Annotated in this window: 27 protein-coding genes and 2 riboswitches; of the genes, 8 read left to right on the forward strand and 19 right to left on the reverse strand. The window is 36.1% G+C overall.

Annotated elements, in window-relative coordinates; translation table 11 throughout:
• Positions 1–5: 5 nt before the first annotated feature.
• The 3 genes from QE109_RS15460 to QE109_RS15470 all read left to right on the forward strand — a co-directional run bounded on the left by QE109_RS15460 (position 6) and on the right by QE109_RS15470 (position 1,556).
• Positions 6–584, forward strand: coding sequence for a DUF3793 family protein (locus QE109_RS15460; RefSeq protein ID WP_281095455.1), 579 nt, complete (start codon positions 6–8; stop codon positions 582–584).
• A complete protein-coding gene (locus QE109_RS15465) occupies positions 581–1,009 on the forward strand; it encodes a flavodoxin (RefSeq protein ID WP_281095456.1) in 429 nt (142 codons plus the stop codon). The genes QE109_RS15460 and QE109_RS15465 overlap by 4 nt, the downstream gene beginning before the upstream one ends.
• Positions 1,010–1,100: 91 nt before the next feature.
• On the forward strand, positions 1,101–1,556 hold the full coding sequence (locus QE109_RS15470) for a hypothetical protein (RefSeq protein ID WP_281095457.1): 456 nt from the start codon (positions 1,101–1,103) through the stop codon (positions 1,554–1,556).
• A gap of 217 nt (positions 1,557–1,773) precedes the next feature.
• Here the strand turns inward: QE109_RS15470 and QE109_RS15475 are convergent, their stop codons facing one another.
• The 15 genes from QE109_RS15475 to QE109_RS15545 all read right to left on the reverse strand — a co-directional run bounded on the left by QE109_RS15475 (position 1,774) and on the right by QE109_RS15545 (position 15,702).
• On the reverse strand, positions 1,774–2,577 hold the full coding sequence (locus tag QE109_RS15475) for a MetQ/NlpA family ABC transporter substrate-binding protein (protein WP_281095458.1): 804 nt from the start codon (positions 2,575–2,577) through the stop codon (positions 1,774–1,776).
• 123 nt (positions 2,578–2,700) lie between these two features.
• Positions 2,701–3,351, reverse strand: a complete 651-nt coding sequence (locus QE109_RS15480) for a methionine ABC transporter permease (protein ID WP_281095459.1) — start codon at positions 3,349–3,351, stop codon at positions 2,701–2,703.
• 13 nt (positions 3,352–3,364) lie between these two features.
• On the reverse strand, positions 3,365–4,372 hold the full coding sequence (locus tag QE109_RS15485; protein WP_281095460.1) for a methionine ABC transporter ATP-binding protein: 1,008 nt from the start codon (positions 4,370–4,372) through the stop codon (positions 3,365–3,367).
• Positions 4,373–4,420: 48 nt separating this feature from the next.
• Positions 4,421–4,534: riboswitch (SAM riboswitch) on the reverse strand.
• A gap of 82 nt (positions 4,535–4,616) precedes the next feature.
• A riboswitch (SAM riboswitch) is annotated at positions 4,617–4,729 on the reverse strand.
• A gap of 140 nt (positions 4,730–4,869) precedes the next feature.
• Positions 4,870–5,343, reverse strand: coding sequence for an FUSC family protein (locus tag QE109_RS15490; RefSeq protein ID WP_281095461.1), 474 nt, complete (start codon positions 5,341–5,343; stop codon positions 4,870–4,872).
• 86 nt (positions 5,344–5,429) lie between these two features.
• Positions 5,430–6,947, reverse strand: a complete 1,518-nt coding sequence (abc-f, locus tag QE109_RS15495; RefSeq protein WP_281095462.1) for a ribosomal protection-like ABC-F family protein — start codon at positions 6,945–6,947, stop codon at positions 5,430–5,432.
• A gap of 424 nt (positions 6,948–7,371) precedes the next feature.
• Positions 7,372–8,841, reverse strand: coding sequence for a hypothetical protein (locus tag QE109_RS15500; RefSeq protein ID WP_281095463.1), 1,470 nt, complete (start codon positions 8,839–8,841; stop codon positions 7,372–7,374).
• A 186-nt stretch (positions 8,842–9,027) separates the two neighbouring features.
• Positions 9,028–9,753, reverse strand: a complete 726-nt coding sequence (locus QE109_RS15505; protein ID WP_281095464.1) for a DUF3169 family protein — start codon at positions 9,751–9,753, stop codon at positions 9,028–9,030.
• Complete coding sequence (locus tag QE109_RS15510) at positions 9,753–9,959, reverse strand: helix-turn-helix transcriptional regulator (protein ID WP_281095465.1); 207 nt, start codon at positions 9,957–9,959, stop codon at positions 9,753–9,755. Before QE109_RS15510 ends, QE109_RS15505 begins: the two co-directional genes overlap by 1 nt.
• A gap of 242 nt (positions 9,960–10,201) precedes the next feature.
• Complete coding sequence (locus QE109_RS15515; protein ID WP_281095466.1) at positions 10,202–11,026, reverse strand: ABC transporter permease; 825 nt, start codon at positions 11,024–11,026, stop codon at positions 10,202–10,204.
• Complete coding sequence (locus QE109_RS15520; protein WP_281095467.1) at positions 11,026–11,808, reverse strand: ABC transporter permease; 783 nt, start codon at positions 11,806–11,808, stop codon at positions 11,026–11,028. Before QE109_RS15520 ends, QE109_RS15515 begins: the two co-directional genes overlap by 1 nt.
• Positions 11,805–12,623 carry an ABC transporter ATP-binding protein gene (locus tag QE109_RS15525; protein ID WP_281095468.1) on the reverse strand — a complete coding sequence of 273 codons (819 nt, stop codon included), beginning with the start codon at positions 12,621–12,623 and terminating at the stop codon, positions 11,805–11,807. The genes QE109_RS15520 and QE109_RS15525 overlap by 4 nt, the downstream gene beginning before the upstream one ends.
• Before the next feature lie 236 nt (positions 12,624–12,859).
• Positions 12,860–13,870: an ArsR/SmtB family transcription factor gene (locus tag QE109_RS15530; protein ID WP_281095469.1), complete on the reverse strand. Its 1,011-nt coding sequence runs from the start codon at positions 13,868–13,870 to the stop codon at positions 12,860–12,862.
• A gap of 109 nt (positions 13,871–13,979) precedes the next feature.
• Positions 13,980–14,621: an HD domain-containing protein gene (locus QE109_RS15535; protein WP_281095470.1), complete on the reverse strand. Its 642-nt coding sequence runs from the start codon at positions 14,619–14,621 to the stop codon at positions 13,980–13,982.
• A gap of 57 nt (positions 14,622–14,678) precedes the next feature.
• On the reverse strand, positions 14,679–15,161 hold the full coding sequence (locus QE109_RS15540; RefSeq protein ID WP_281095471.1) for an arsinothricin resistance N-acetyltransferase ArsN1 family B: 483 nt from the start codon (positions 15,159–15,161) through the stop codon (positions 14,679–14,681).
• A 100-nt stretch (positions 15,162–15,261) separates the two neighbouring features.
• Positions 15,262–15,702: a VOC family protein gene (locus QE109_RS15545; RefSeq protein WP_281095472.1), complete on the reverse strand. Its 441-nt coding sequence runs from the start codon at positions 15,700–15,702 to the stop codon at positions 15,262–15,264.
• 244 nt (positions 15,703–15,946) lie between these two features.
• On the opposite strand from QE109_RS15545, the gene QE109_RS15550 reads away from it, so the two are divergent.
• The 4 genes from QE109_RS15550 (at position 15,947) to QE109_RS15565 (ending at position 18,112) form a co-directional block, all read left to right on the forward strand.
• Positions 15,947–16,456: an HAD-IIIA family hydrolase gene (locus QE109_RS15550; RefSeq protein WP_281095473.1), complete on the forward strand. Its 510-nt coding sequence runs from the start codon at positions 15,947–15,949 to the stop codon at positions 16,454–16,456.
• 8 nt (positions 16,457–16,464) lie between these two features.
• Positions 16,465–16,923, forward strand: coding sequence for a class I SAM-dependent methyltransferase (locus QE109_RS15555; protein ID WP_281095494.1), 459 nt, complete (start codon positions 16,465–16,467; stop codon positions 16,921–16,923).
• Between the two features lie 317 nt (positions 16,924–17,240).
• Positions 17,241–17,861: a DUF2975 domain-containing protein gene (locus QE109_RS15560; RefSeq protein WP_281095474.1), complete on the forward strand. Its 621-nt coding sequence runs from the start codon at positions 17,241–17,243 to the stop codon at positions 17,859–17,861.
• Positions 17,862–17,872: 11 nt separating this feature from the next.
• A complete protein-coding gene (locus QE109_RS15565) occupies positions 17,873–18,112 on the forward strand; it encodes a helix-turn-helix domain-containing protein (protein ID WP_281095475.1) in 240 nt (79 codons plus the stop codon).
• Positions 18,113–18,240: 128 nt separating this feature from the next.
• Here the strand turns inward: QE109_RS15565 and QE109_RS15570 are convergent, their stop codons facing one another.
• Complete coding sequence (locus QE109_RS15570) at positions 18,241–18,783, reverse strand: hypothetical protein (protein ID WP_281095476.1); 543 nt, start codon at positions 18,781–18,783, stop codon at positions 18,241–18,243.
• 49 nt (positions 18,784–18,832) lie between these two features.
• Positions 18,833–19,030 carry a cold-shock protein gene (locus tag QE109_RS15575; protein ID WP_281095477.1) on the reverse strand — a complete coding sequence of 66 codons (198 nt, stop codon included), beginning with the start codon at positions 19,028–19,030 and terminating at the stop codon, positions 18,833–18,835.
• Positions 19,031–19,347: 317 nt separating this feature from the next.
• Here QE109_RS15575 and QE109_RS15580 point away from each other — a divergent pair, with 317 nt between their 5' ends.
• Positions 19,348–20,631, forward strand: a complete 1,284-nt coding sequence (locus tag QE109_RS15580; protein WP_281095478.1) for a hypothetical protein — start codon at positions 19,348–19,350, stop codon at positions 20,629–20,631.
• A 137-nt stretch (positions 20,632–20,768) separates the two neighbouring features.
• Here the strand turns inward: QE109_RS15580 and QE109_RS15585 are convergent, their stop codons facing one another.
• A complete protein-coding gene (locus QE109_RS15585) occupies positions 20,769–21,854 on the reverse strand; it encodes a nucleotidyltransferase domain-containing protein (RefSeq protein ID WP_281095479.1) in 1,086 nt (361 codons plus the stop codon).
• A 166-nt stretch (positions 21,855–22,020) separates the two neighbouring features.
• Positions 22,021–24,006 (reverse strand): methyl-accepting chemotaxis protein, encoded by a 1,986-nt coding sequence (locus QE109_RS15590; protein WP_281095480.1) that lies wholly within the window; start codon positions 24,004–24,006, stop codon positions 22,021–22,023.
• Between the last annotated feature and the right edge of the window lie 90 nt (positions 24,007–24,096).

A 24,096-nucleotide genomic window follows, 5' to 3' on the forward strand; every position in this document is an offset into this window, starting at 1 on the left:
TTTTTTTGAATCTAGATCAGGTACTTGCATTTCACTGTGCACCAACCATTGGAGGTCTTAAACCTGCCAACCTAATTGCGCACCAAAAAATCGTGTCAAACAACAATATAATAGATACTGTGAATAGTTTAAATAGAAAAGGTGTATTTTTAGAAAAGTTATGGGAGTCTAAGTACAAAGAACTGACACTCATTTTTAATAAGGATCTGCTACTATCTAGCTTGGAATCGCCTGAAATTTGGGGTTATTTATTAGTACAAGGTTATCCTATGTACAGTAACCTTGATGCGATAATATCTCATTTGAAAACGAGAATAAGTAAAAATGGTAGCTTTCCACATGAAGTAGGTCTATTTCTAGGATACCCACTTGTAGATGTGCTAGGTTTTATTAAAAACAAGGGCAGAAATTGCAAAATTTGTGGCTATTGGAAGGTGTATGGAGATGAACAAGAAGCAAGGTGCTTGTTTGATTCATACAGTAAAGCAAGAGATGAGATGTGTGCTCAAGTACAAAATGGATTTAGTGTAGTTGATATTCTAAATGCGGAAAGCACACTTTATTTGGAGAGGAGAGTCATATGAAAAATTACGCGGTAATATATTGGAGTGGTACGGGAAACACTGAAATTATGGCAAAATCAGTCTTTAAAGGTATAAAAGAGCTAAACAGTGAAGTAGAAATTTATAATGTCTCAGAAATTACTGTTGAAGATGCAAAAAAGTTTTCACACATTGCTTTTGGTTGCCCATCTATGGGAGCTGAAGTCCTTGAAGAAACTGAATTTGATCCTTTTTTTACAAAGTTGGAAAGTAATCTGTCAGGGATTAAAGTTGCACTTTTTGGTTCATATGGATGGGGAGATGGTGAGTGGATGCGTGATTGGGAAACTAGAACTGAGAATGCAGGTGCTCAACTCTTTGAGGAAGGTTTAATTTTAGGTGATAAGCCAACTTCAGAAGGAGAAGATGAATGTTATCAGTTTGGGAAAAAATTTGCAGCATTCTAATCTTATTTTAATGAAAATCAAATTATCATTATAGAAAGCAGCTATACAATGAAAGTAAGGTATAGATTTGTCAGACTGTAATGGAGGATTGATGAAAGTAGTGAAGTCAAATAGAGGGCAACCGGCTGTATCATTTATCAGTTCTATTCTTACTATTGGATTTGGGATTTTATGGACAATGATGGTACATCGTTTCATAAGCATAGTAGGTGGATTTGGTCCCATGGGGATATTGTTTCCTTTAATTGGAGTGTTTTTTATAACAGTAGGGATCATACAAGCAACGCTCTTTATTAAATACATCACTAGACATGATTTTCATACAACGGATACTGATTATTTTGGTAGATCCGGATCAAATAGATTTGATTTTAATTTCACTGGAAAATTTGAAAATATTAGTCAAAAATACTGGGGGAATTCTAAATTTGATTCAAAAGTTGAATTAAAAGTTGAATCAAAACTTATAAGCTGTAAAAATTGCGGTGAATCTTTTGATATTATTTTTTCATATTGTCCTAAATGTGGTAAATGCAACGACAGTTAAACTTTATATTCATCCCTTTAATAAAGGGGCTATCTAAAATGGGTATTGTGCTTAATATTGATATGATATTGATATAATGCATCCAAGTTAGATAGCCCTTTTTAATTGTTATTTTTAGTGAGGATTAATCTATAAAACAAAACAATCATCACTATAGAAATTTTATTTTGGATATTACTTTATGATTGTATTATGATATGCGAAGATAGAATTTTCCTTAAAATGCTGGTACTACAGCACCATTGTATTTTTCTTCGATGAATTTTTTAACTTCATCTGATTGAAGTGCTTTGATGAGCTTTTGAATATTTTCGTTATCAACATCTGCAGGTCTTACAGTGACGATATTCGCATATGGTGAATCTGAACCTTCAAGTAAAACTGCATCTTCAACAGGATTGAGGTCTGCTTCAAGTGCATAGTTGGTGTTGATTACAGCGCCATCAACATCTTCAAGTGTTCTTGGAAGTTGTGCTGCATCGATTGGTTTAAAAACAAGTCCTAGTGGATTTTCAACAACATCTGCTTCAGTCGCTTCGAGTGTTGCATCAGCTTTAAGTTTGATAAGCCCGTTAGCCTCAAGTAAAAGTAAGGCACGCCCTTCATTTGTTGGATCGTTAGGTATCGCAATTGTTGCACCTTGAGGGATACTTGCTGCATCAGTAAAGCTTAATGAATAGAGTCCAAGTGGTTCAACGTGAACAGTGCCAACACTTGCAAGTTCGATGCCGTGTTCTGCTGCAAATGAATCCATGTAAGGCACATGCTGGAAGAAGTTTGCATCGATTTCACCATCGTTAAGTGCGAGATTAGGTGTTACATAATCTGTAAATTCAACGATTTCAAGTGTGATGCCTTCAGCTGCCAGTGTCGGTTTGATAAATTCTAAAATTTCAGAATGTGGAACTGGTGTCGCCCCAACTTTTAGTATGTTTTCTTCAGTTTCTTTTTTTGCACAGCCTGAAAATGCTGAAATTGCTAATATCAAAATAAGTGTGAGGATCGTTAATTTTTTTGTCATGAGTATTCTCCTTTTTTACGGCAAATAGGTGTCAGGTCATTGTTAGCCATAAGGCTAAAAGGTGTCTGGTCATAATTAGCCTTTAATTAGCCTTCTTAATTAGACTTTTATTATATTTATTTTTTATCTTTTGCGATGCTTTAAAATGCTGTTTGCGAGTAGGTTTCCAGTGGATTGGAGCAACTGCACCAAGACGATTAGTATGACGATGGTTTCTGCCATGATATCAAGTCTAAAGCGGTGATAACCATATCTTATTGCAAGGTCACCGATTCCGCCGCCTCCAACTGCTCCTGCCATGGCAGAATAGCCGATGAGGTTGATGATCGTAATGGTTGTTCCTAAGATCAAGGATGGCAGTGCCTCTGGAATGAGAACTTGCCTGATGATTTCCCACTCACTTGCTCCCATGGCGATAGCAGCTTCAACAACACCGCCTTCAACTTCGTAAAGCGCACTTTCGACGATCCTTGCAAAGAAGGGAATCGCCGCGACTACAAGTGGCACGATTGCCGCATTTGTCCCTATTGATGTGCCTACGATGAGTCTCGTAAATGGGATGATGAAAATCATGAGTATGATAAATGGCAATGATCTTGCCATGTTCACGACATATGAAAGTGTCTTGTGGAGTGCCTGATTTTCAAGGATATGACCTTTTGAGGTAATGACGAGCACTGTGCCAAGCGGCAGTCCAAAGAGGACGGTAAAGCTTGTGGCTATAAAAACCATATATAAAGTTTCTAAAGTTGCTTTTATGAGCATTTGATTCATCAGCTTACCCCTTTCATATGATCACTTCGGCTAAGACATTTTCGGATTTGAGAATGTCGAGTAGTTCGTGGATGCTGGGCATTTGTTCTGCTAATCCTTTTTGAGGAAGGAGTTCAATTAAAAGCTTTCCAACAACTTCGTCTTGTATGGATTCAATATTACCGGAGAGGATATTGATATCGATTTCAAATTGCCTAATTAATTTTGAGAGTATTGGAAATTTTGCACTGCCTTTGGCGAAAGTAAGCAAAAGTCTTGTTCCTTTTACGGGTAAGCAAGTAGGTGCTTCAACTTCGCCAAAGAAATGTCTGGTTTTTTCTTCGGTTTTGCTTGTAAAGAGTTCAGTTGTATCGCCTTGAACGAGTACTTTTCCTGCCTCAAGTATCGCTACTTTGTTGCAGATTGCTTTGATGACTTCCATCTCGTGTGTAATAACAACAAGAGTTATTCCAAACTCTCGGCTTATATCTTTGAGTAAATTCAATATTTGCTTTGTCGTTTTAGGATCTAGAGCGGACGTCGCTTCGTCGCAGAGCAAAATTTCAGGTGAATTAGCAAGTGCTCTTGCGATGCCAACGCGCTGCTTCTGTCCGCCACTTAAATTAACCGGATAAGCATTTGTTTTATCAGTAAGCTCAACTTTTTCAAGAAGCGCCATCACACGGTTGTGGACTTGTTCTTTGCTTAATTTTTGTAGTCTTAATGGAAATGCGATATTTTCATATACTGTTTTGCTACTGAGCAAGTTGAAATTTTGGAAGATCATTCCTATACCTTGTCGTGCCTCTCTTAGCGCCTTACCATTGAGTTTGAGAATGTTTGTATCTGCGACGAATATATCCCCTGAAGTAGGGTCTTCAATTCGATTGATACATCTGACTAAAGATGATTTTCCAGCGCCACTAAGGCCAATGATGCCAAAGATATCGCCTTTTTTGATGTGAAGATCAACACCATCTAGCGCTTTGATGATTTGATCTTCTTTTTTATATATTTTGGTTAATGCACCTATTTTGATCATAAAAAAACTCCTTTTACGGACATGTAAAAGGAGTCAAAGACCATTCCTCTCACATCTTCCAGTTAATCTGACGGAATTAGCACCGTGGTTTAAAAAGTTTACACTTTTTAAACGGGTTGCTGGGTATCATCGGGCCGTTCCCTCCACCTCTCTGGATATGAGTACTTATATTCAATTCGCGAATCTTGTGACAAACTAAAAGCCTCTTTCCGCATGCAGAAAGAGGCTTATCGTCATATGCACTCTCTCATCTGTGGAATAATCCAAGGAATTAGCACCATCGCTTAAAAAGTCTTCACTTTTTAAACTGGTTGCCGGGCATCATAGGGCCAGTCCCTCCGCCACTCTGGATAAGAGTTATTAAATTGTCTTAGCTATGAAATGGATTATACTTGATACATATTTGGTCTGTCAACAATATTAAGTTTATTTAATATTATAAGCTAAAAGGTGTCAGGTCATAGTTAGCCGTTTGGCTAATAATGACCTGACACCTTTTAGCTTTTTCTTATAGGATAAATCAACACGTTTACAAGGGCGCTTATGGAGAGCCCTATAAAAGTATCAATTGTCCTAAAAAAAGCATATGAAACATTATCACCATCATGCACCCCAAGTGCGATTGCGAGGAAAACAATCGTCGTTATCTTAATGGTGCCATGCCATTTAAAGAGATTGCAAATATAGATTACAACTATGATGCCAAGTCCTATCGTTATAGGATTCACAGGAAAGAAAGTTACATATCCTAGAGCAACAAGGGCACCTAAAACCGTACCGTACATCCGATCCCTCACGACGACAAAAGTGGCTTCTATAGAAGATTCCATAGCAAAGATAGCAGCGATTGCTGCGAAAAATGGATTGGTTACTTTGAATAGTTCGCAGATTAAAAGGGTAATCATCACTGCGATTCCTGTCTTTATATTTCTCATTCCAATTTTGTTAATGGCGATCTTACTGAGGCTCATTTAAGTTTCCTCACTTTCTTGAGGGCTAAAAGGTGTCAGGTCATAGTTAGCCATTTGGCTAATAATGACCTGACACCTTTTAGCCTTTAGCCTAATTCAATAATATTTGTCGCAATATTCTCTATAAATGCTTGATCGTGCTCTACAAAAATCATAGTAGGGGCGTAAGCGAGTATCATGTCTTCGAGCTGAACTCTGGATAAAACATCTACATAGTTAAGTGGTTCATCCCAAATATAAAGGTGCGCACGGTCGCATATACTTTTCGCAAGAAGTACTTTTTTCTTCTGACCTTCGCTGAAAAAACGAATGTCTTTCTCAAATTGTATCACATCGAAATCTAGTTTAGATAGCATAGATTTAAAAAGACCTTCATCAAGTGCATGTTCTAACGCATATTCTTTTAGCGTGCCTTTAAGGTGACTCGTATCTTGAGAAACATAGGAGATGACAAGGTCCTTAGCACCTTTGATATTTCCACTCGTGTGTAAATCTTGTATAGCTTCATTTTCTGAGTATGAAATGCCAGCGTTTAGCTTAAGTGATTGAATGATCGCTTTTAAAATACTAGACTTCCCAGAACCATTGGCCCCTATGATAGCAACACGGTCACCTTTTTCTATTTTAAACGTGAGGTCTGACAAAACGACATTTTCCCCATAGCTTGCGCTAAGTGTATCAATGACAAGATACGTATTTGAAAAATGATCAGCTTGCTTAATTTCAAGCGCATCATTGGACTCAATATTTTTAAGCAGTTTCTTTTTATCCTCTAGTGCTTTTTCACGTCTTTGCGAGATAGCTTTCGCACGTTTCATCATCTTAGCAGCCTTATGGCCGACATATCCTCTATCAGGAACATCACTTCCAAATTTACTTTTCTCAGTAAGGTCAGACCATCCTGCTGTACGTTTAGCAGATTCACCAAGTCTATGAATATCTCTTAGCAGTTTTTCGTTTTCTGCGATTTCAAACTGGTCTTGGTAAGCTTTGTTTTGCATCCAAGAAGAGAAATTACCCTTTTGAATCTCAATATTTGTTTTGTTGATAGATAACACATGGTCGATAATGTGGTCTAGGAACATTCGATCATGGGAAATTAAGATAAATCCTTTCTTGCGCCTTAAATAATTTGAGACACATTCACGCCCCTCTAAATCGAGGTGATTTGTAGGTTCATCAATCAGCAGAAAGTTATTGGATTTTAAAAAAAGAATAGCAAGTAAGACCTTAGTTCTTTCACCTTGACTTAGCGTATTAAAAACACGATCAAGAATCCCCTCATCAAGCTCTAGCTGATAGAGCTCTTTGCAGAGCGCCCAGTGCTCATAGTGTGGTTCAATATTTCCGATCACTTCACGTGTCGTAAGTGACATGTCAGCGACTGCATACGGGAAATAATCAAAGTGGACGCTGGCATGGATACTCCCCGTATAACTTAGTTCGCCCAGTAAAAGTCGCATAAAAGTGGTCTTTCCTCGTCCATTTCTACCAGTGAAACCTAGTTTCCAATTGGTATCTATTTGAAAGGAAACATTTTTAAATATGTTATCGTAAGTACCTTCATAGGCAAAAGTTAAATTTGTTATTTTTATTTGTGACATACAGTACCTCCAAAAAATTAAAATAGGATGCAAGAAAGATTCTTGCATCCTAAAAAGGTCAATGGAAATAAAAGTTCACACAAACACATCTAAAATTAACGTGTATAAATAATAACCTACATGTTAACAAAAATAGCGTTGATTCATGAAAGCTTTTCTTAATAGCGTTACATGAAAATCAGTATGAAAATAAAGTACATTGATCGAATGAGCAGATATTCTTTCTTGCTGAGTACGACAAAAAAACGTGCCAATCCTTTGGATGCACCGTCGACTCTATAAAATTACTAGCAAGAAAAATTATTCATTCTCTCAACTCCTATCATTTAAATTCATTAAAAGCGTAACATATGAAAAATTAAGTGTCAACTGAAAATAATTAAATTATCCATACAACATCCTGGACGATATTATCAAAATTGAGCTATTCTAAAGTGTCTGCTTCAATTACCCAGATAGGCTCTTCGCTCTTAGTTTCAGGAGATAAATCAATTTGTACATCCCGACTATTAGTTTTGATCCCTTTAATTTCCTCTTTACTAAATGCGCCGTGCCCATATTGATAAAAATAACATTTAAGCTTATATGTTTTGTACGCAGTGTCTTCACTTATAAGAATAGGAGCGTCATAGTAACTGTAGAGTGTTGGTGAGTTTTCATCATTATAAAAGGCGGCTGTATTACTTTCTGTTGCTGTTTCTTTTAAAAGCGGATTATCATAAGTAACATTGACATGCCATATAACTTCTTGTTGATCTAGCACAGGAACTTGGTAAGTAATTTGATAGTAGTCATACATATCGTGAGACCAATTGGCATCAAGCACTTCTAGCTGGTTAAGGAGTAAAGGATCCTTGGAATAATATGAGATTGAATCAATGCCATAAAACTTGACTGGGTAGATATTTTTAAGCCTAAACCTAGAATTATATTCAATATTGCTAAGATATATTGAACTTGTATGATCCTCTATCTTCTGATCATTTGGTTGCTCTATAAATGCACCACCGATTAAGAGTGGAACGCCATCTGTTTCAAAGCGATAGGTAATGGACTGCAAATGATAATTATATGGCAAGGATAATGTAGGTAAAGGTGATACAGAAAGCTTAATATCAAGTGTTTTGTTATCTTCTTTTTTATAGTCAATAGGTCTCAGTGAGATTTGATCATCAAAGGTTGTGAAAGTTTCTTGATCAGTAAAATTTATAGTCTGAATACGATTCGATTGTTGGTTCAAGATAGTAGTGTTCGACAAAAAAATAGCCAAAGATACAAGTAGTACGGCATAGATACTTAAGAAATTTAATTTTGATTTTAGATTCTCTTTTTTATTTATCAACAAAGAGACTATATTTGAAAGTAAGCTACCGATGATATATGAAGTGAAACCCGCTACAATGATCATCCCAATATTTAACTCGTAGCTTTGTAGTCCCACTAAAAGTGTGATGGGAAAGAAGATCAGTATCGTTTTCTTCCAAGAATGATAGATTGATTTTAGTGCAAAAGCAATTGGAATTAAATAAGCTATATGAAACCCCAAATTTTGCAGTAGTGGGGTTATGATAGAAGTTGGCAAAGTATTATAATCAGCATATACATGAGCCATAAAACGAGAGTAGTCATATTGTAAAAACCAATCTTCAAAAGGTATAAATTTTAAATGTGAAAGATTAGATAGTCCCAAAAATGTTATACCAGAATCGCTCAACATCTGAAATTGCATAGACGCTAAAAGAAAATATATGTATAGTGCAAGTGGAAAGATGAGAATTTCATTATCTTGATTTATACTCGAGTTGTCGTTGCTTTGATACGCTTTGCTTTTGAGTATTAAATAGATAAAGTATAGAAGTGCAAATAAAAGTAAATTGATAAATAGTGTAAACATAGCGCCTCCTCATATTTTGTGGATATATATGTTAATTGTATATGAGAAAGGTATGGTTGTAATTAAAAATTCATGAGAACGCAAGAAAGCAAGAAAAGAAGCTAAAAGGTGTCAGGTCAAAGTTATCTTAATTCCATTATTTGGAATAAGGCGAACTTTGACCTGACACCTTTTAGCCCTTTTAGCCTAAATTGTACGCTTTTCGTAATACGTGAAAGACAAGAGTTGAGCAATCATAAATATGCAAGAAATTACGATTGCAAAGCCACCAGTTTCAGCAACAATATTCATGAATATTGAGATGACAATTAAAAATAATGTAATAGTTTTAAGCAATTGCAATGATTTGTAAGCAGACTTGAATACTTTTAATTGTTCAGCCTCATCCATACTTTGTATGAAATCTTTATTAAAGGTAACTTTGGTTGGATCACCTTTTAAACGTTGATCGTTTTTTTGAATAAATTTCACAATTGAAACTTGTAAAACAGCAGTAAATAGTATGCCAAGCATAAACAAAATTAAAATTGTGGTGGGATTTTCAGTTGTTTTGTGATATAAAACACCGTATTGCATAAAATTAATCACATTAAAGACGCCAAGAACTGTCATTGAAGTATCCAAATAGCCAGCCTTTTTCTTTTGATCGATATCAAGATCATCTTCATCAAGTAACATTTTTAAATAAGCCTTCTTTCCTGCAAAATATAGGATCGTCGATGGCAGTAAAAACAAAGCTGCGCTTAAAAAGTAAACATAAATAGTGTGATTGAATAAAAAGTTCTGAATATTAATAAACAATTCCATGTTTTCAATGTCATTTCCAATCAATAAAAACAATGCTAGAATTGTGCCTACAACCAAACTTAATGCATATTTTGTTGCAATTCTAAATTTTGTACTCTTAAACATTAGTTATCCTCCTCATAATGGAAAAGTTCCTCAGTTGTTACACCGAAAACCTTTGTAAGTTTTAGAACCAAAGTGATAGAGGGATTGTAATCGCCTCTTTCAATTAGACTAATTGTTTGCCTTGAAACACCAACCAAATTACTTAACTCAGATTGATTGATTCCTAATATTGCTCTTTGAACTTTTAAAGTATTAGATAATCCCATAAGATATTTTTCACTCCTTTATCCAATCTAATGAAAAAATTATTAACCGATTGAGTCTGTTGAATGACAAATTTGTTTTTCAATATGACAACTTTATTTGTCATATCTATCGTATCACTGACAACTAAAGTTGTCAACACTAATCAAAAAAATATCTTAAACAACAAAAAAAGGTGTCAGCCCAAAGTTCACCTCATTCCATTATTTGGAATAAGGCAAACTTTGACCTGACACCTTTTAGCCTAAAACATCTCCAGTGCCCCACGCTTAACCGCAATTTTCTCCATAAAACTAAAGAGTAACACACCGACGAACATAAGTGCCATACCCACCAGTACCTCGCCGTATAGCAAGTTCATATGAGCTGATAACACCTCGCCCGCTTGAAGTGCACGGCACAGCTCGATACTTCTCGTCAGTGGCATCGCATGACTGATAGTCTGAAGCCAGACGGGCATCCGTTCGATAGGGAAGTTTGCACCTGTTAGCCCCAGCATCGACATAGAAGCGATATTGAGGATGAGGTTGAGATCCCTTGAAAGAAGCCCAAGACAAGAGATAATCAGTCCAAAAGCCATGGCTGAGAAGGAGGCAACAAGTAATGCTAGTAAAAACGCAGGCCATGTGACAAGTGGAAGCGTAAACCCTAGAAAAATAGCACCAACGACAAACCCTAAAATCACAGCGAAAAGCCCATCAAAGATATGGAGAATCGCCCGTGGCAAAAAGATGCCGATGCGATCAGAAGGTGAGGCAATGAGTAGTTTCAAAGTGCCACTGTTTCTTTCCGCCGAAAGCTGGCTACCTACACCGAAAACCGCATTGAAATAAGTCATGACAAGCGCATTGCCGATAAGCCACTTAGACAAATCCGTATAGCCATATACATAGTTTGCCACCAAAGTGAAACAAAGCATCTGCATGATCGGCGACCCCAGGTTAACCATCAAGTATTGTTGCCAGTTCATCACACCAAAAAGCCCTTTATAAGAAAGCGTTGCCTTTCGTATGAGCCTTTTAAAAGGATCAGCCCATGCGACACGTAAAATAGTTGAATTTTTAGTCATTAGTACACCTCCAAAGTTGCATCAACACGGCATTTTACATCGATGCGATTAAACATGACCACCGAGAATAACCCATAGATCAAAGTCAGTGAGATCAGTCCGTAGACATAAGGGAGCACCTGGGACACCTCGCCGCCAGCCACAGCAAAACGCAGAATTTTCACCGCCCAAGTAGGAGAGAAAGCATAAGATAACACCTGAACCGCTTTAGGTAACATCTCAAGTGGAAACAAAATCCCACATAAAATATACACGGGATACTCCATAAAATTCATCATCACACGCGCATTTCGAGAAAGCGTAAAAAGAGCTGCGAAAAGATATCCGATGGCAATTAGCGAGGCCGTCATCAAAGATAGTCCAATGCCGAGCCATAGCGGCTGTGCAATGACAAGGCTCTTATCAAAAAAGAGCGTCACCACCGTGACACTGAGGCAGATGCTGAGAAATCCCCATATGGAGTTGCCGATAATTTTCCCAAGCACAATCCATTTAAAACCAGCAGGCGCAGCATAGATCGTTTCAAGCGTTCCATACCAGCGTTCACGGTGAATATCACTTGCTGAAGAAAAACAGATACTTGACCAAAAGGTTGAAAGACCACTGCCAAGTACTGCGTAAAGTGTAAAATCAACCGAAGACTTTTCAAGATAGATCATCCCAAGCAAAAGACCAAAGATGATCGGCTGAGCAATCACACAAAACCGAAACATAGGTCTTCCAATGGAAGTTTTAAACTGCTGAACTGCACTGCTCGTTAGGACATTAAACGTAGAAATCATGATGCCACCTCACCATTAACAAGCTGAACATACACATCTTCAAGGCTTGCATTTGCCGTATTCGCTTTTGATTTTAGCCCTTCTACTGTATCAAGTGCCACCATTTCACCACCGCTGATGATGGCGATACGGTCGCAAAGTTCATCCGCTTCTTGCATATAATGTGTCGTCAAAAGCACCGTTTTCCCCTGTGCGGAGATATCGCGAATCATTTGCTTAAGCGCACGTGCTCCAACAGGATCAAGCCCTAAACTCGGTTCGTCAAGAAAGATGATCTCAGGGTTATTGAGTAAAGCCCGTGCAATCTGTAGCCGTTGCTTCATCCCCTTTGAGTAAGTCTCAACTTTATGTTTTCTCACATCAGATAAACCCACTTGATCAAACAACCGATTGAGTAGTTCGGGTTGCTTAGCTCTTGGAATCTTGTAGATATCTGCAAAATACTTTAAATTGTCCTCACCACTTAAGCGCCAGTACAAACTGCGTTCACCGCCAAAGATAAAATTAATCCGCGGTCTAATTTTTTTCTCCTCGCCAAAAGCATCGCATCCAAAAACCTTAGCTTCGCCAGAAGTGGGGGCGAGTAGCGTCGTCAAAATCTTGATCGTCGTAGTTTTCCCAGCACCATTTGGCCCAAGTAATCCAAATATCTCACCAGGGTAGATCTCAAACGAGATCCCTTTAAGTGCCTCAACGGATTTTTTCTCTTGATTGAGTAACCCAACCTTCGTTTGGTAGGTTCTCTTTAAATCCTTCACAGAAATAACAGGCAATTTACCTATATGTAGTTCCCTTTTAGTGCTACTTTGTGACATTCCAAATCCCCCTTAAAGTGTTAAATTACATAAGTAGTTTTAGCGATTTTGTTAATCGATAGCATATTAGACACTCGTCTAATTAGATGTTCATCTAATATTACATCAACACCATATTTTTTGTCAATATAAAAATCATATCTTCAGTGTAAAATAAGAGGTCATCTATTGATCTTCGTGTAATACAAGCCGGTTGCGAAAAAATAAAAACCCCAAACAATAAAGTTTGAGGTTATCTAAATCTCTTTATCCATATGAAAGTAACGGTTGAGGTCTAATTGAAGTGACCGCACGCGCTGATAATTGGTACTAAAATACTTGATTTGTTTCACCTGCTCCATATTGATCAGCCCTTGCTGTCTAAGGGCGTCAAGGTGATGGGAAACCGTTGCAGTAGTGAGGCTGAGCGCATCAGCGATCTCTTTACCATACATAGGTTTCATATAAAGCATCTTCAGAATCTTCAGCCTTGTGGGATCACCTATGATTTTAAGTCGCTCCGAAAGGACATCGGGATTAAGGTCTTCGCCGTTGTTTTTCCTAAGGAGAGAATGCACATAGATCATCTTTTCACCATTCATCAGCCTAAGTCTGTAGGGGCTTAAAAAATAAGTGATGAGAAATTCATATTCCTGATAGTCCGCAATATTCCAAAACGGTTTTCCCATTTGCTCCTGAGCAAAAGAGAGTGGATGTCGATAGAGCATCCCTTCCTTAAAAGATGCAATGACCTCTTCATACTGCCCAGATGCCTTTATTTCAGCAATCTTGAGATTAAACGCAGGATGTGCATCGATTTCAAAAATGATCGCTTTAAACCCTTCAAAGACCTCTTTCAAATTTGAAAAATGCAAAGCCATGACCGGATCAATCTTCAAACCCTTAAGGCAATTTTCCATGGCAGTGATATCTTTAAGCGCAACATTCGCTTCAGCTTCATCTATTTCTGAACCTAGAAAGGTAACAAGTGAAAGTGTTGGCGAAAGCGCATCAAGTGCATCAAAAAATACTGAAACAGAGTCCCTTTCAGCGATAGGAATCGCAAATTCAAGCCAATTAAAATGAAAAAAGGGATGCGGCGCAAAAGTATCTATAAAATTTTGGTGGTGATTTACAATATCATCAAAAGGCGCAAGGTCAAGCGTGCCGCTATGCGCATCAGGCTGTAGCAAAGCAACCATCAAAGAAATCGCTTCAAACACGCGACTGGTTCCGATTTTAAGGACATGATCAAACTTAACTTTCATAGCTGCCTCCTTTCACATAACATCATAACGTGTTTACTCAAAATTGACAAGATGGCTAAAAGGTGTCAGGTCATAGTTAGCCTTTTAGCTAACTATGACCTGACACCTTTTAGCCTAACTCATACTGATAGTCTGCTATAAATCTTTCAATAACACCTATGCGCTCATTGTAAAATCTTAAACCGGTTTCAGTTTGGAGATATTCTCTACGATTAGCAATATACCCATGGTATTCTTTAATTTTCTCAAGGATTGATCGATAAGACACTGTAGGTTCATATGAAGCACTAATGATATCCCATGTGACACTAAGAGCGCCAACTTCATCGAGTATATCTGCATCCATAACAATCAGACTCTCTATGTTAAATTGCGCTTTGTCAGCACTTCTATTGTTATGCATTTCAATGGCTTGAAGCGTTTTTTCAAGTTTAGTTTCATCGTAATGATGCGCAAGAAGATAGGGCTTGGCAAGTTGCCTGCTAATAATAGCATGGTTAATGTGTTCATCCCAACCAATATCATGGCATATCGCTGCGACTTCTATAGTTTCTAAATCGCCCCCTTCCAGTGCTTGTATCCTTCTAGCCCACGAAAGTACACGTAGCGTATGCAGATAACGGTCTCTAAAAGGATAGCGATTTGGCCTTTCTATTTCTTGTATCGATTTTTCTGCAAATTGTTTTAAGGCTTCAAGGTCTAAAGAATAGTGAATAGAGTTGCTGTTTTTTGTATCGTGAACGTGTGTCATAAGATCTCCTTATCAATATTTGATGCGTTTGGTAGTCTAATTTGTGTATGGTGACTTTTATAATATCAATTGCCAGTATGAAGTCTCTAACCATTGGTCATTCTTAAAGCCAACTTCTTTAAAAGTAGCTACTTTCTCAAATCCAAACTTCTCGTGTAATTTGGAGCTAGCAGGGTTTGACTCTGCTACGCCTCCGATAACGGTATGTACGCCTTGGATTTTTAATTGATCAATTAATGAACGGTACAGAATAGTTCCGATACCTTTTCCTTTTTGATCATGTCTCATATAAACCGAAGATTCAACAGAAAAACGATAAGCACTTCGTGCGCGCCACTTACTTGCATAAGCATAGCCGATGATGATGCCATTTTCTTCATAGACAATCCATGGAAGTGTAGTGATAACATTGTTTATGCGTTCAGCCATTTCAGCTGCTGTTACAGCGCTTTCTTCGAAAGAAACGGTAGTATTTAGCACATAATAATTGTAAATATCGCAAATTTGATTTGCATCTGCTATAGTTGCTTTTCTAATCATCCGTACCTCACTTTAAAATTTATTATTTAAACTTTAGATATATGATGTGGTGGTATAAGAACTTTGGTATCACATAAAAACTTTTAAAGTAAAACCAATGTTATATAAGTGAGAATGGGTGCCCTTTCACAAACTCTACAAGATCCCAAAGGTTGCCGTATAAGTCTTCAAAGACAGCAACAGTACCATAATCAGTCACCTTAGGTTCGCGTATGAAATGGATATCCTTTAATAGCATTTCTTTATAATCTCTCCAAAAATCATCCGTAGAAAGGAACATAAAAACCCGTCCTCCAGCTTGATTGCCAATAAATGCTTCTTGCTCAGGAGAAGAAGCTCTAGCAAGTAATAATGCAGTTTTATTAGCTTTTGTGTTTGCGTTTTCTGTTTTACTAGGTGGTGCAACCACAACCCACCTTTTATCTTGTTCAGGTTGATAAGTATCTTCGACTAAAGTAAAATGAAGCTTTTCAGTATAAAATGCAATGGCTTCATCATAATCTTTAACCACGAGTGCCATATGTGCAATAGATTGATTCATAATTTTAGAGAACTCCTTTCATGATCAAAGCCCAAGCCGACAGCCGTATGAAGCCCGAGGACTATAAATTATATTCGACAAAGAAAACTAAATTCCTTTATACAAAAAACTAATAACTAAAAACTAATAACTAATAAGCTATAAATAGATAGAGGATGAATTTTATTAATTCTAGATTTAGAGAATTGATGTTAAACTATATTTGTTGGGGTGAAATAGCAGGTGAAGTTAAAGGAAGTATGATATGAAAATTGCTTTTTTAGATCGAGATGGTACGATAAATAAAGATTATCCAGATAAAGATTGGAAAGACCGAACAGTACCTGAGATTTTAGAAGGTTCAATTGAAGGTTTGTTATTACTTCGGGAGTTAGGGTACGAAATTATCATCGTGACAAATCAATATATTATAAACGAGGGAATCATCACGATAACGCAGTATCATGATTTTCAACATAATTTACTAAAGTTGTTGAAATCAAATAATATAGAAATCTTAGATACTTTTTATTGTCCGCATACGGATGCAGATAGATGTAACTGTAAAAAACCCAAAACAGGATTAATTGATATAGCACTTAAAAAGTACCCAAATATTGATTTACCAAGTTCAGTGTACATAGGTGATTCTATTTGTGATCAGGAGCTTGCGTTCCAATTTGAACTAAAATTTTTCGAAATAAATGGCCATCATTTCAATACTTATTATCATTCAATAAATGAAGTTGTTTTAACTAATAGGGAGTTTTTATAACCACTGGGATAGAATTTGATGAAAAGCAAATCGAGAAAGCTGAGATTTTCTCTTCGGAAAATGATCTAGTGCTTGGCATTGTAAAGGGCGATATGACAGAGCTTAAATTCGATGATGATAGCTTTGATTTTGTGTATTCTTATAATTCTGTGTTCCATATGAAAAAAGTTCAAATTGCTCAAGCGATAAATGAGATGAAACGAGTTCTAAAGCCAAACGGGTTACTATTTCTTAATTTCCTGTCGATAGATGATTTTAGATGTGGAGAAGGACCTAATCTAGGTAATCACCAATATGAGCAAATGGATGATAAACCTGTTATACATTCATATTTTACTTATGATGAAGCAGAGCAGTATTTTGATGACATGGAATTTGTTGTTAAAGAGCGCAGAATAATTGAACGAATATATGAAGGCGAGCGCATCAAACAAGGGTTTATAGATTATATAACACGTAAAAGATAAACAATTCTTGAAAATAGGTATAGAGCAACAGAAACAGTATATTTCAAAATGGGAATCTCGACATACAAACGAGCGTTTCACAATTCAATCCATCTTTTAAAAATTAACGAATACCTTTATATAATTAATGAATAAAACTATAAATTTAACGATTATCATTAAAAATCATTGACTTTCATGATTGTTAATATTACACTGTTTTTAAACCAAATAGATTAAGCTATAAAGTTTGGTGATAAAGTAGCGGAAAATTCGCATACTATGCTTTTTACCTAAGTTGATAATGAGCGAATAAGACAAAAAATGAGAGGTGCTTTATGAGTGAAGAACAATTATTTACAAAAAAAGCAAAAACGCTGAAAATCATATTCTTACTAATTTTTATAGGAATATCGCTTCAAACTGCATATGGGTTTATCTTTCCGGTTATGCAAGTATTTGGCTTAACAGAAGGATATACATATAATATTTCATATGATGGCACATCACCAGAATCTGCGCTTTCAACCACAATTAGAGCGGATGCACTACCTTATATACACTTGTCGCGTGATATACTTATACCGAAAACTACTTATAAGTATTCAGAAGGTGCACTTTTTTCAAGAATAGTAGTAATTAGTACTATTTTTAGACTTCCAACTTTACTTGTATTATGGTTAACGTATAGTTTGTTCAGAGAAATTGCCAAAAGTAGTACACCCTTCACAAAGGAAATCTACAGAAAACTGAGTTTTTTAGGGTTTGTATTGATACTGATAGGGATTTTCAATAATGCGCTTTGGAGTACTGTTTTAAATACTGTTATAACAGGAAGTCTTATACTTCGTTTTAACATTAACTTTTATCTCATACTAATGGGTTTTATCATCTATGTGGTATCAGAAATTTTACAGTATGGCACATATCTACAAACTGAAATGGACACATTATTATAAAAGGAGTTTTTATGGCAATTATACTAAGGCTTGACCGAGTGATGGCAGATCGCAAAGTTTCTTTAAATGGGCTTAGCAATGCGATAGGTATCTCAAACGTCAACCTATCCAATATAAAAACAGGTAAAGTAAAGGCGATTCGCTTTTCAACGCTAAATGAAATCTGCAAGTTTTTAAAATGCCAACCAGGCGACTTGCTCGAATATGTGGATGATGAAGCAGTAGATGAACAAGATGTACATGTAATTTAGTGATGAATACTACAAAAAAAGGTATCAGTCTAAGACCATTATATAATCTTAGGCTGATACCTTCATTTCTGTGTAATTTTATTTTTAATAAGACAGTTCAAAAAGAACTGATCTAGAATTCAACTAAACTAGTATACTGTTCCAACTTTGCCATAGACACTGGATATAGTCTTTATGGTCATATTTACATTGCCGTCATTTTTCAAAACTTCATGTAAATCAGAAAAGCAATTTCGTGGTAATATTATTTTTAACATTAATCTTTCAAGCCCATTAACACCATACCCAACTGTTGTTGTTACGGAATAGCCTTGTTCACGTAGAGCATCTGCCAATAGTTTTCCTTGATCCTTATGCTTATATACATCAACTTCAAGAAGTCCGAAAGCAAGCTTCTTCTCGATAATATTTCCTAAAAATACACCCACCAATTTTCCTATAGCAAAAACAGTAACAAAAGCAACCCCTGATGAAGTTGTTGTGAGCTTAAACGCATAAAAAAACACTACTGAATCTATAAATGTAGTAATATAGACCGGTTTAATTGCATTTTGTGATAGAAAAACTGTTTTTAAGTTTTTTAGGCATGAGCCTAAAATATTCAGAAAAAGTATAACCGTTAAATTAATAAAAATCTCTATAAAAATTCCCCCCTTTAATAAAAAAAACAAAACATCATCTTGGATGTTTTGTTTTGCGAACTATATATATATTAGTTATTTATAACTTCACTATATTCTCTGCTTGTTCACCACGAGCACCTTGTTCAACATTGAAACTTACTTGATCGCCTTCATCCAACGACTTGTATCCATCTGCATTAATCTGTGAAAAATGTGCAAAAACATCTTTGCCTTCTTCTGTTGTGATAAAACCAAAACCTTTATCCGCGTTAAACCATTTTACTGTACCATTCATATGAGGTACCTCCTTTTTATTGTTTCTGTAATTTATGAAACAAAAAAAATTCACATAATATTACAGATTATATATTGCTGTGCTTATAATCTCTAATATGACGTGAATTTTAAAAAACGAACATAAAATAAAAATTTAAAACTAAACAACTACAAGATTTATTATACACTAGATTTTATATTAATACAAGTTTTTAAATTAACGCAGACTTTTAAAGTATCATCTAGGCGACTTATTTGAATTTGCAGAACATTCCCCACTTTATGGAAAATAATGATATAATAAAAAAATAAAATGACCATGGAGGGGAACATCATATGAAAAAAATGCTGGCGTTTATAATACTCTGTGCAATTCTATTAATGACAGGATGTAACTCAGGCGATCATGAAACTGAAACAACTGAAAAAATTGAAGATACAACAACTAACAAAATCGAAGTAACAACATCAAAATCAGCCAATGAAACCACAGAAGAAGTGGACACTAATAATATACTACATGATGAAGACTTGATATTTGAACATTTTTATGACGTATATAAAAGCAAAGCCAATCTAGGATCGCTTCAAATTCCCGAAAGAGTCAAGGAACATATCATTTATCAGTACGATGATTTCAACGAAGATGGACAAGAAGATGTCCTATGTTATTCAGAGACGCCATCATCAACATTTGAAGAAGTGGTATTATTTACTTTAATTGGTGACCAAGTGACAATAGTCTCTAGTGATTTTGTGCCAGTGTTTGCATATGGTCAGACCTTTATGAAAGAAAGAAATTTCATTGTGCACGCCTATACTGGTGGTGGAACTGGCCTTCAGGTCAGCTCGATTTCCCTCTACTATGTATTAAATGGTAAGATTGTAGACACAGGTGTCATGTTGACTTTAGAGGGAAAGCTAGGTGTTCCACCTACTGAATCAAATCCAGACGGAATCACCATGACCTATCTTGGCGAAATTGACGATTTATCCTATGAAATAGGCAATGCAGATGACCGCTGGTTGATGTTTGAATACCATTATTCTGAAATAAATGATGATACGCAAAGCATCGAATATGAGAAGACAGAATTATATAAATTGGACACTAAAACGGGAAAATATCAAGTTGAGTTATTGGATGAAAAAATTGCAAAGCCTTCCAGTGAAACGGCTAGCAAAACCGGTGAAGTCTATCTATTAGATAGTCTTAAAAACGGTCAGATGCTGGAACAATTCATAATAGAGGACGCATATTATAATAGTGAGAACAAGGTTGGCTTCACATTAAGTGGTGAGGCAAAACTGCAAGGACAGATTATTTGGGATGAAGCAAGCGCATCATTTATATTTAAAAGTGATGTCGCACTATTATCAGCTCCTATTCGGATCATGATTCATGGACTACCAAATGATTATGACCGTCCAAGTTATGCCCAATTTGATAATTCGATTTTAGAACAGCTTACGGATGCACAATATAAGCAGTTAGAAACCAAATTAACAGCAAATGTTGAAATTACAATAGGGTCATACAGTGTCAACTACAATTCTGATTCTGAAGTCGTTCAAGACATAGCAATTGAAACACTTGAATGGAAAGAAACAGGAGAGTAACCGGAAAGTAATAAGTAAATAACTTGGAAAGTAATAAGTAAGTAACTGGGAAAGGGCGTAAAAACGTCGAAATATAAAAGTTAAAAATCTGATCATTGCCTCTAATTTAAGTGGCATTGACCAGATTTTTTTTAGTTTTATGAGTTTTTAAGATATTCGTTTTCAAATGCTTCTAGTGTTGTAAAACTCACTGGAGAAAGTCCTACTTTCTCATATTCTTTTAAGTAGTCAGCCAGTACCTTAATAAAGTGCTTTTCACTTTTAGTCAGATCATCAGCATCAAAGTGAGAAATCACATCGAAGTGTGGCATATCAAACTGACTATACATATCATCATAAAAAGATTGGCAACTATTAAGTGTCATGAGAGCAAGATGTATATTGTTAGTTTTCATTGCAAGTGTCATTTTGTGACGCCAGTTTGAAAATATCTCTTCATACGAAAACCGTAAAGCATCAACAGTTGGTTTGGCTTTATTGGGACTGAGGTCTTGAGTTATTTCCTCGACATACTGATGAAGTGAACGGATTAAATTACGTGACGAAGTTTTAAGCGCATCCAGTGAATTTGCACATACAGTTTGATCATAACCGTGCATAAAGTCAGCAGGCATTCTTTGCATCTCACTAAGTTCTTCTCTAATACGTTTGATGCTTTTCTTAAAATAAGTTTTATTGAGCAGACATATTGTGGTTTCAACTGCCTCAATTAATTTAGCTTGGTCCTGTCTTGCTTCACTAAGTGTCTCAACGAGCATTAGTCTTCCAAAGGCAGTAGTGGCTTGGTCAAGATGTTTTTTAGCCTGATTTAATTCTTCAAGACAAAGAGGTAATTCAAGTCTATCGAGAATTTGAGCTTTTATCTTTTCCAGCCTGTGTAGACTTGCTTCGTCTGCTGTATACACAATTTTACTATCTAAGATACGTGATAGGTGGGGCGATATATCCTGCGTTGATTTTTCAAGATAGTCCCAAGAGTTACAATAAATATCGTGGCCAACATCATCTAAAATAAAGCAAGTAGCAACTTTCCAGCCATCATCATCGTTTATAACGATAAAAAGATCAAGGTCTGATTTATCATGGATATCACCAGTTAAGAAGGACCCGTAGATGCCTATAAGTGCAACAGAACCAGGGCAAACTGTTTCCGCTTTCTGGATAACAGCCTTTATGATGCGATTATTTCTTTCACTCAGTAGCTCAATTTGAATTGCGTTCATGTGAACCTCCTTAGGATAAAATGGATAAAAGGTGTCAGGTCATAGTTATCCTTTTAGTTATCCTTAGTTGCCTATTAATGAGACTTTCGTTAGTGATTAGGCAACTATAGTATAAAAAGTATCATTTTTATTATAACATTATGTCCACATGGTACGCGTTCAAATTTTATCTTGTGAAGATATTTACTAATGCTTTAAGTGTTATAGATAAGCTGTTAAGTGTGTTACTTGATTCAGAGAGTTCTTCCATAGAAGCAGTTTGTTCTTCGATAGAAGCAGAAGCTTCTTGTGTACTTGCAGCATTTTCTTCTGAAATAGCAGAAAATTGTTCGAACGTTTCTACCAAGCTATTTTTGTTATGGTCAATCGCTCCAGAAAGTTCAGTTATTTGGTGGATCAACTGCTGAATTTCTTCAATAGAAGTTGCGATGCCATTAAATTTACTTTGAGTCATGTCTATACTAGTAGTTTGTTCAGTTAGGGCTTCACTCACATCAGCCATAGCAGCTATACTTTCTTTCGTCTTAATTGCTAGATTACCAATTACACTTGAAATTTCACCGGCAAATAGAGTAGATTGCTCGGCAAGTTTTCGAATTTCATCTGCCACCACCGAAAAACCACGACCGCTTTCGCCAGCTCTTGCAGCTTCAATTGCGGCATTTAAGGCTAAAAGATTTGTCTGATCGGCGATGGTTTTGATCATTTCACTCGCTTGGTGAATTTTCTCTGTAAAATGATTGGTTTCATTTACACGTGTATAGATCAATTGACTCGCAGATTTAACTTTATCATTTTTCTCTGTCAGTGAGTTCATCAGTTCAAAACCGTGAGATTTCAATTCATTGACATTTTTTGCTTCATCACCAAGAAGCTCAACAGCATTCCCAGATTGATTGATAATTAAACCGAGTTCACTAAGCATCGTAACGCCATGCTCAGTTTCACATGCTTGAACGCTTGCACCTTGCGCAATTTCCTCTATAGTTTTAGCAATTTCGATAGATGCAGATGTAGTAGACTGAACCGTTTCATTGAGATGATTTGCCGAACTTGAAACTTGATCAGCAGAATTTTCGATTTTAGAGATTATATTGTTCAGTGCACCCAGCACTTCATGGAAAGCTTTTGCTAGTATTCCAATTTCGTCTTTACGGTTTATTAGTTTTGGATTGATGGTATTTGATAGATCTAGTCTTGAGATTTCCTCAGCATGAATTTTCAGTTCGCTTAAAGGCTTCTTAATTGAACGTGCGATTATAAATGACATGGCAATTCCAAGTGCTAAGAAAAAGAGCGCCATCCAAAATAGTTTGGCTTGTAATGCCGTTAATCCACTTAACATCTCGGTTTTATTTGAGCTTATTGCCATGGTCCAGTCTGTGCCTTGAATAGGTGTCACTGCAGTAATACGTTTTATACCATCATATTCATAATCAATAATACCTGAAACTCCGAAACCAAGTTCTTTGAACTTTTTACCAAAAGCAGAAGTTGCCGAATCGCTATCTAGATTTTCAAGTACATTGGTTTGAAAGAGTACTAAGTTCATATCGGGGTGTGAATAGATGACACCTGTAGGGCCTAATAAAAAAGCATAGCCATTTTCCCCAATTTTAAACCTTGAAATGACATCTTGAAGATAAGAGGCTTCCTTTACACCTAAAATAGCACCTACAACTTGAGTGCCATTTAAAATAGGAACAGCATTCATAATCAGAGGTACATCCGTTTCGCCCATATAAATCTCTGAAAAAGAGGATTTGCCAGAAAGTGCATCATTTACTACTTGGACATTACTTAAATTACGTGAACTGCCTGCTTTAGAAAAATAAGCATCGCCGTTGGAGCTAATAATTGCCAAATCGAGATAATCCAGACGATCAACATCGTTTTTAATTGCACTTAATTGTGTTTGTAAAGAGGTGCTTTTCACACGATCACGAAGCGCAATCTCTTCAAGAATCTTTAGTTCTTGATCTAATGTAAATCCCGTTTGATTTGCAGTTTCTGCACCATAACTAAGCATATTATCGTATATGATATTAGTTAACTCTTTAGAGCTAACTTTTAATGAATAATAGCCTAATCCCAAAGAAGTGATAAGTACCAAAGTAATAATTGCAATTCCAATCTTTTTTCCTAAATTCATCTAGACCTCCAGTTTAATTAATCTGTACTGAGTTTATAACAGAAGAATAGTGGGAGTTAGAGAATTATATTGGTATTTTGATGAAAATCA

This window comes from Fusibacter bizertensis (assembly GCF_029914245.1).
Lineage (GTDB): Bacteria > Bacillota > Clostridia > Peptostreptococcales > Acidaminobacteraceae > Fusibacter_C > Fusibacter_C bizertensis.

Coding starts and splice junctions, on each gene's coding strand:
- QE109_RS15465 (WP_281095456.1), top strand. CDS start 581: ATGAAAAATTACGCGGTAATATATTGGAGTGGTACGGGAAACACTGAA.
- QE109_RS15470 (WP_281095457.1), top strand. CDS start 1,101: ATGAAAGTAGTGAAGTCAAATAGAGGGCAACCGGCTGTATCATTTATC.
- QE109_RS15475 (WP_281095458.1), bottom strand. CDS start 2,577: ATGACAAAAAAATTAACGATCCTCACACTTATTTTGATATTAGCAATT.
- QE109_RS15480 (WP_281095459.1), bottom strand. CDS start 3,351: ATGAATCAAATGCTCATAAAAGCAACTTTAGAAACTTTATATATGGTT.
- QE109_RS15485 (WP_281095460.1), bottom strand. CDS start 4,372: ATGATCAAAATAGGTGCATTAACCAAAATATATAAAAAAGAAGATCAA.
- QE109_RS15490 (WP_281095461.1), bottom strand. CDS start 5,343: ATGAGCCTCAGTAAGATCGCCATTAACAAAATTGGAATGAGAAATATA.
- abc-f (WP_281095462.1), bottom strand. CDS start 6,947: ATGTCACAAATAAAAATAACAAATTTAACTTTTGCCTATGAAGGTACT.
- QE109_RS15500 (WP_281095463.1), bottom strand. CDS start 8,841: ATGTTTACACTATTTATCAATTTACTTTTATTTGCACTTCTATACTTT.
- QE109_RS15505 (WP_281095464.1), bottom strand. CDS start 9,753: ATGTTTAAGAGTACAAAATTTAGAATTGCAACAAAATATGCATTAAGT.
- QE109_RS15510 (WP_281095465.1), bottom strand. CDS start 9,959: ATGGGATTATCTAATACTTTAAAAGTTCAAAGAGCAATATTAGGAATC.
- QE109_RS15515 (WP_281095466.1), bottom strand. CDS start 11,026: ATGACTAAAAATTCAACTATTTTACGTGTCGCATGGGCTGATCCTTTT.
- QE109_RS15520 (WP_281095467.1), bottom strand. CDS start 11,808: ATGATTTCTACGTTTAATGTCCTAACGAGCAGTGCAGTTCAGCAGTTT.
- QE109_RS15525 (WP_281095468.1), bottom strand. CDS start 12,623: ATGTCACAAAGTAGCACTAAAAGGGAACTACATATAGGTAAATTGCCT.
- QE109_RS15530 (WP_281095469.1), bottom strand. CDS start 13,870: ATGAAAGTTAAGTTTGATCATGTCCTTAAAATCGGAACCAGTCGCGTG.
- QE109_RS15535 (WP_281095470.1), bottom strand. CDS start 14,621: ATGACACACGTTCACGATACAAAAAACAGCAACTCTATTCACTATTCT.
- QE109_RS15540 (WP_281095471.1), bottom strand. CDS start 15,161: ATGATTAGAAAAGCAACTATAGCAGATGCAAATCAAATTTGCGATATT.
- QE109_RS15545 (WP_281095472.1), bottom strand. CDS start 15,702: ATGAATCAATCTATTGCACATATGGCACTCGTGGTTAAAGATTATGAT.
- QE109_RS15550 (WP_281095473.1), top strand. CDS start 15,947: ATGAAAATTGCTTTTTTAGATCGAGATGGTACGATAAATAAAGATTAT.
- QE109_RS15560 (WP_281095474.1), top strand. CDS start 17,241: ATGAGTGAAGAACAATTATTTACAAAAAAAGCAAAAACGCTGAAAATC.
- QE109_RS15565 (WP_281095475.1), top strand. CDS start 17,873: ATGGCAATTATACTAAGGCTTGACCGAGTGATGGCAGATCGCAAAGTT.
- QE109_RS15575 (WP_281095477.1), bottom strand. CDS start 19,030: ATGAATGGTACAGTAAAATGGTTTAACGCGGATAAAGGTTTTGGTTTT.
- QE109_RS15580 (WP_281095478.1), top strand. CDS start 19,348: ATGAAAAAAATGCTGGCGTTTATAATACTCTGTGCAATTCTATTAATG.
- QE109_RS15585 (WP_281095479.1), bottom strand. CDS start 21,854: ATGAACGCAATTCAAATTGAGCTACTGAGTGAAAGAAATAATCGCATC.
- QE109_RS15590 (WP_281095480.1), bottom strand. CDS start 24,006: ATGAATTTAGGAAAAAAGATTGGAATTGCAATTATTACTTTGGTACTT.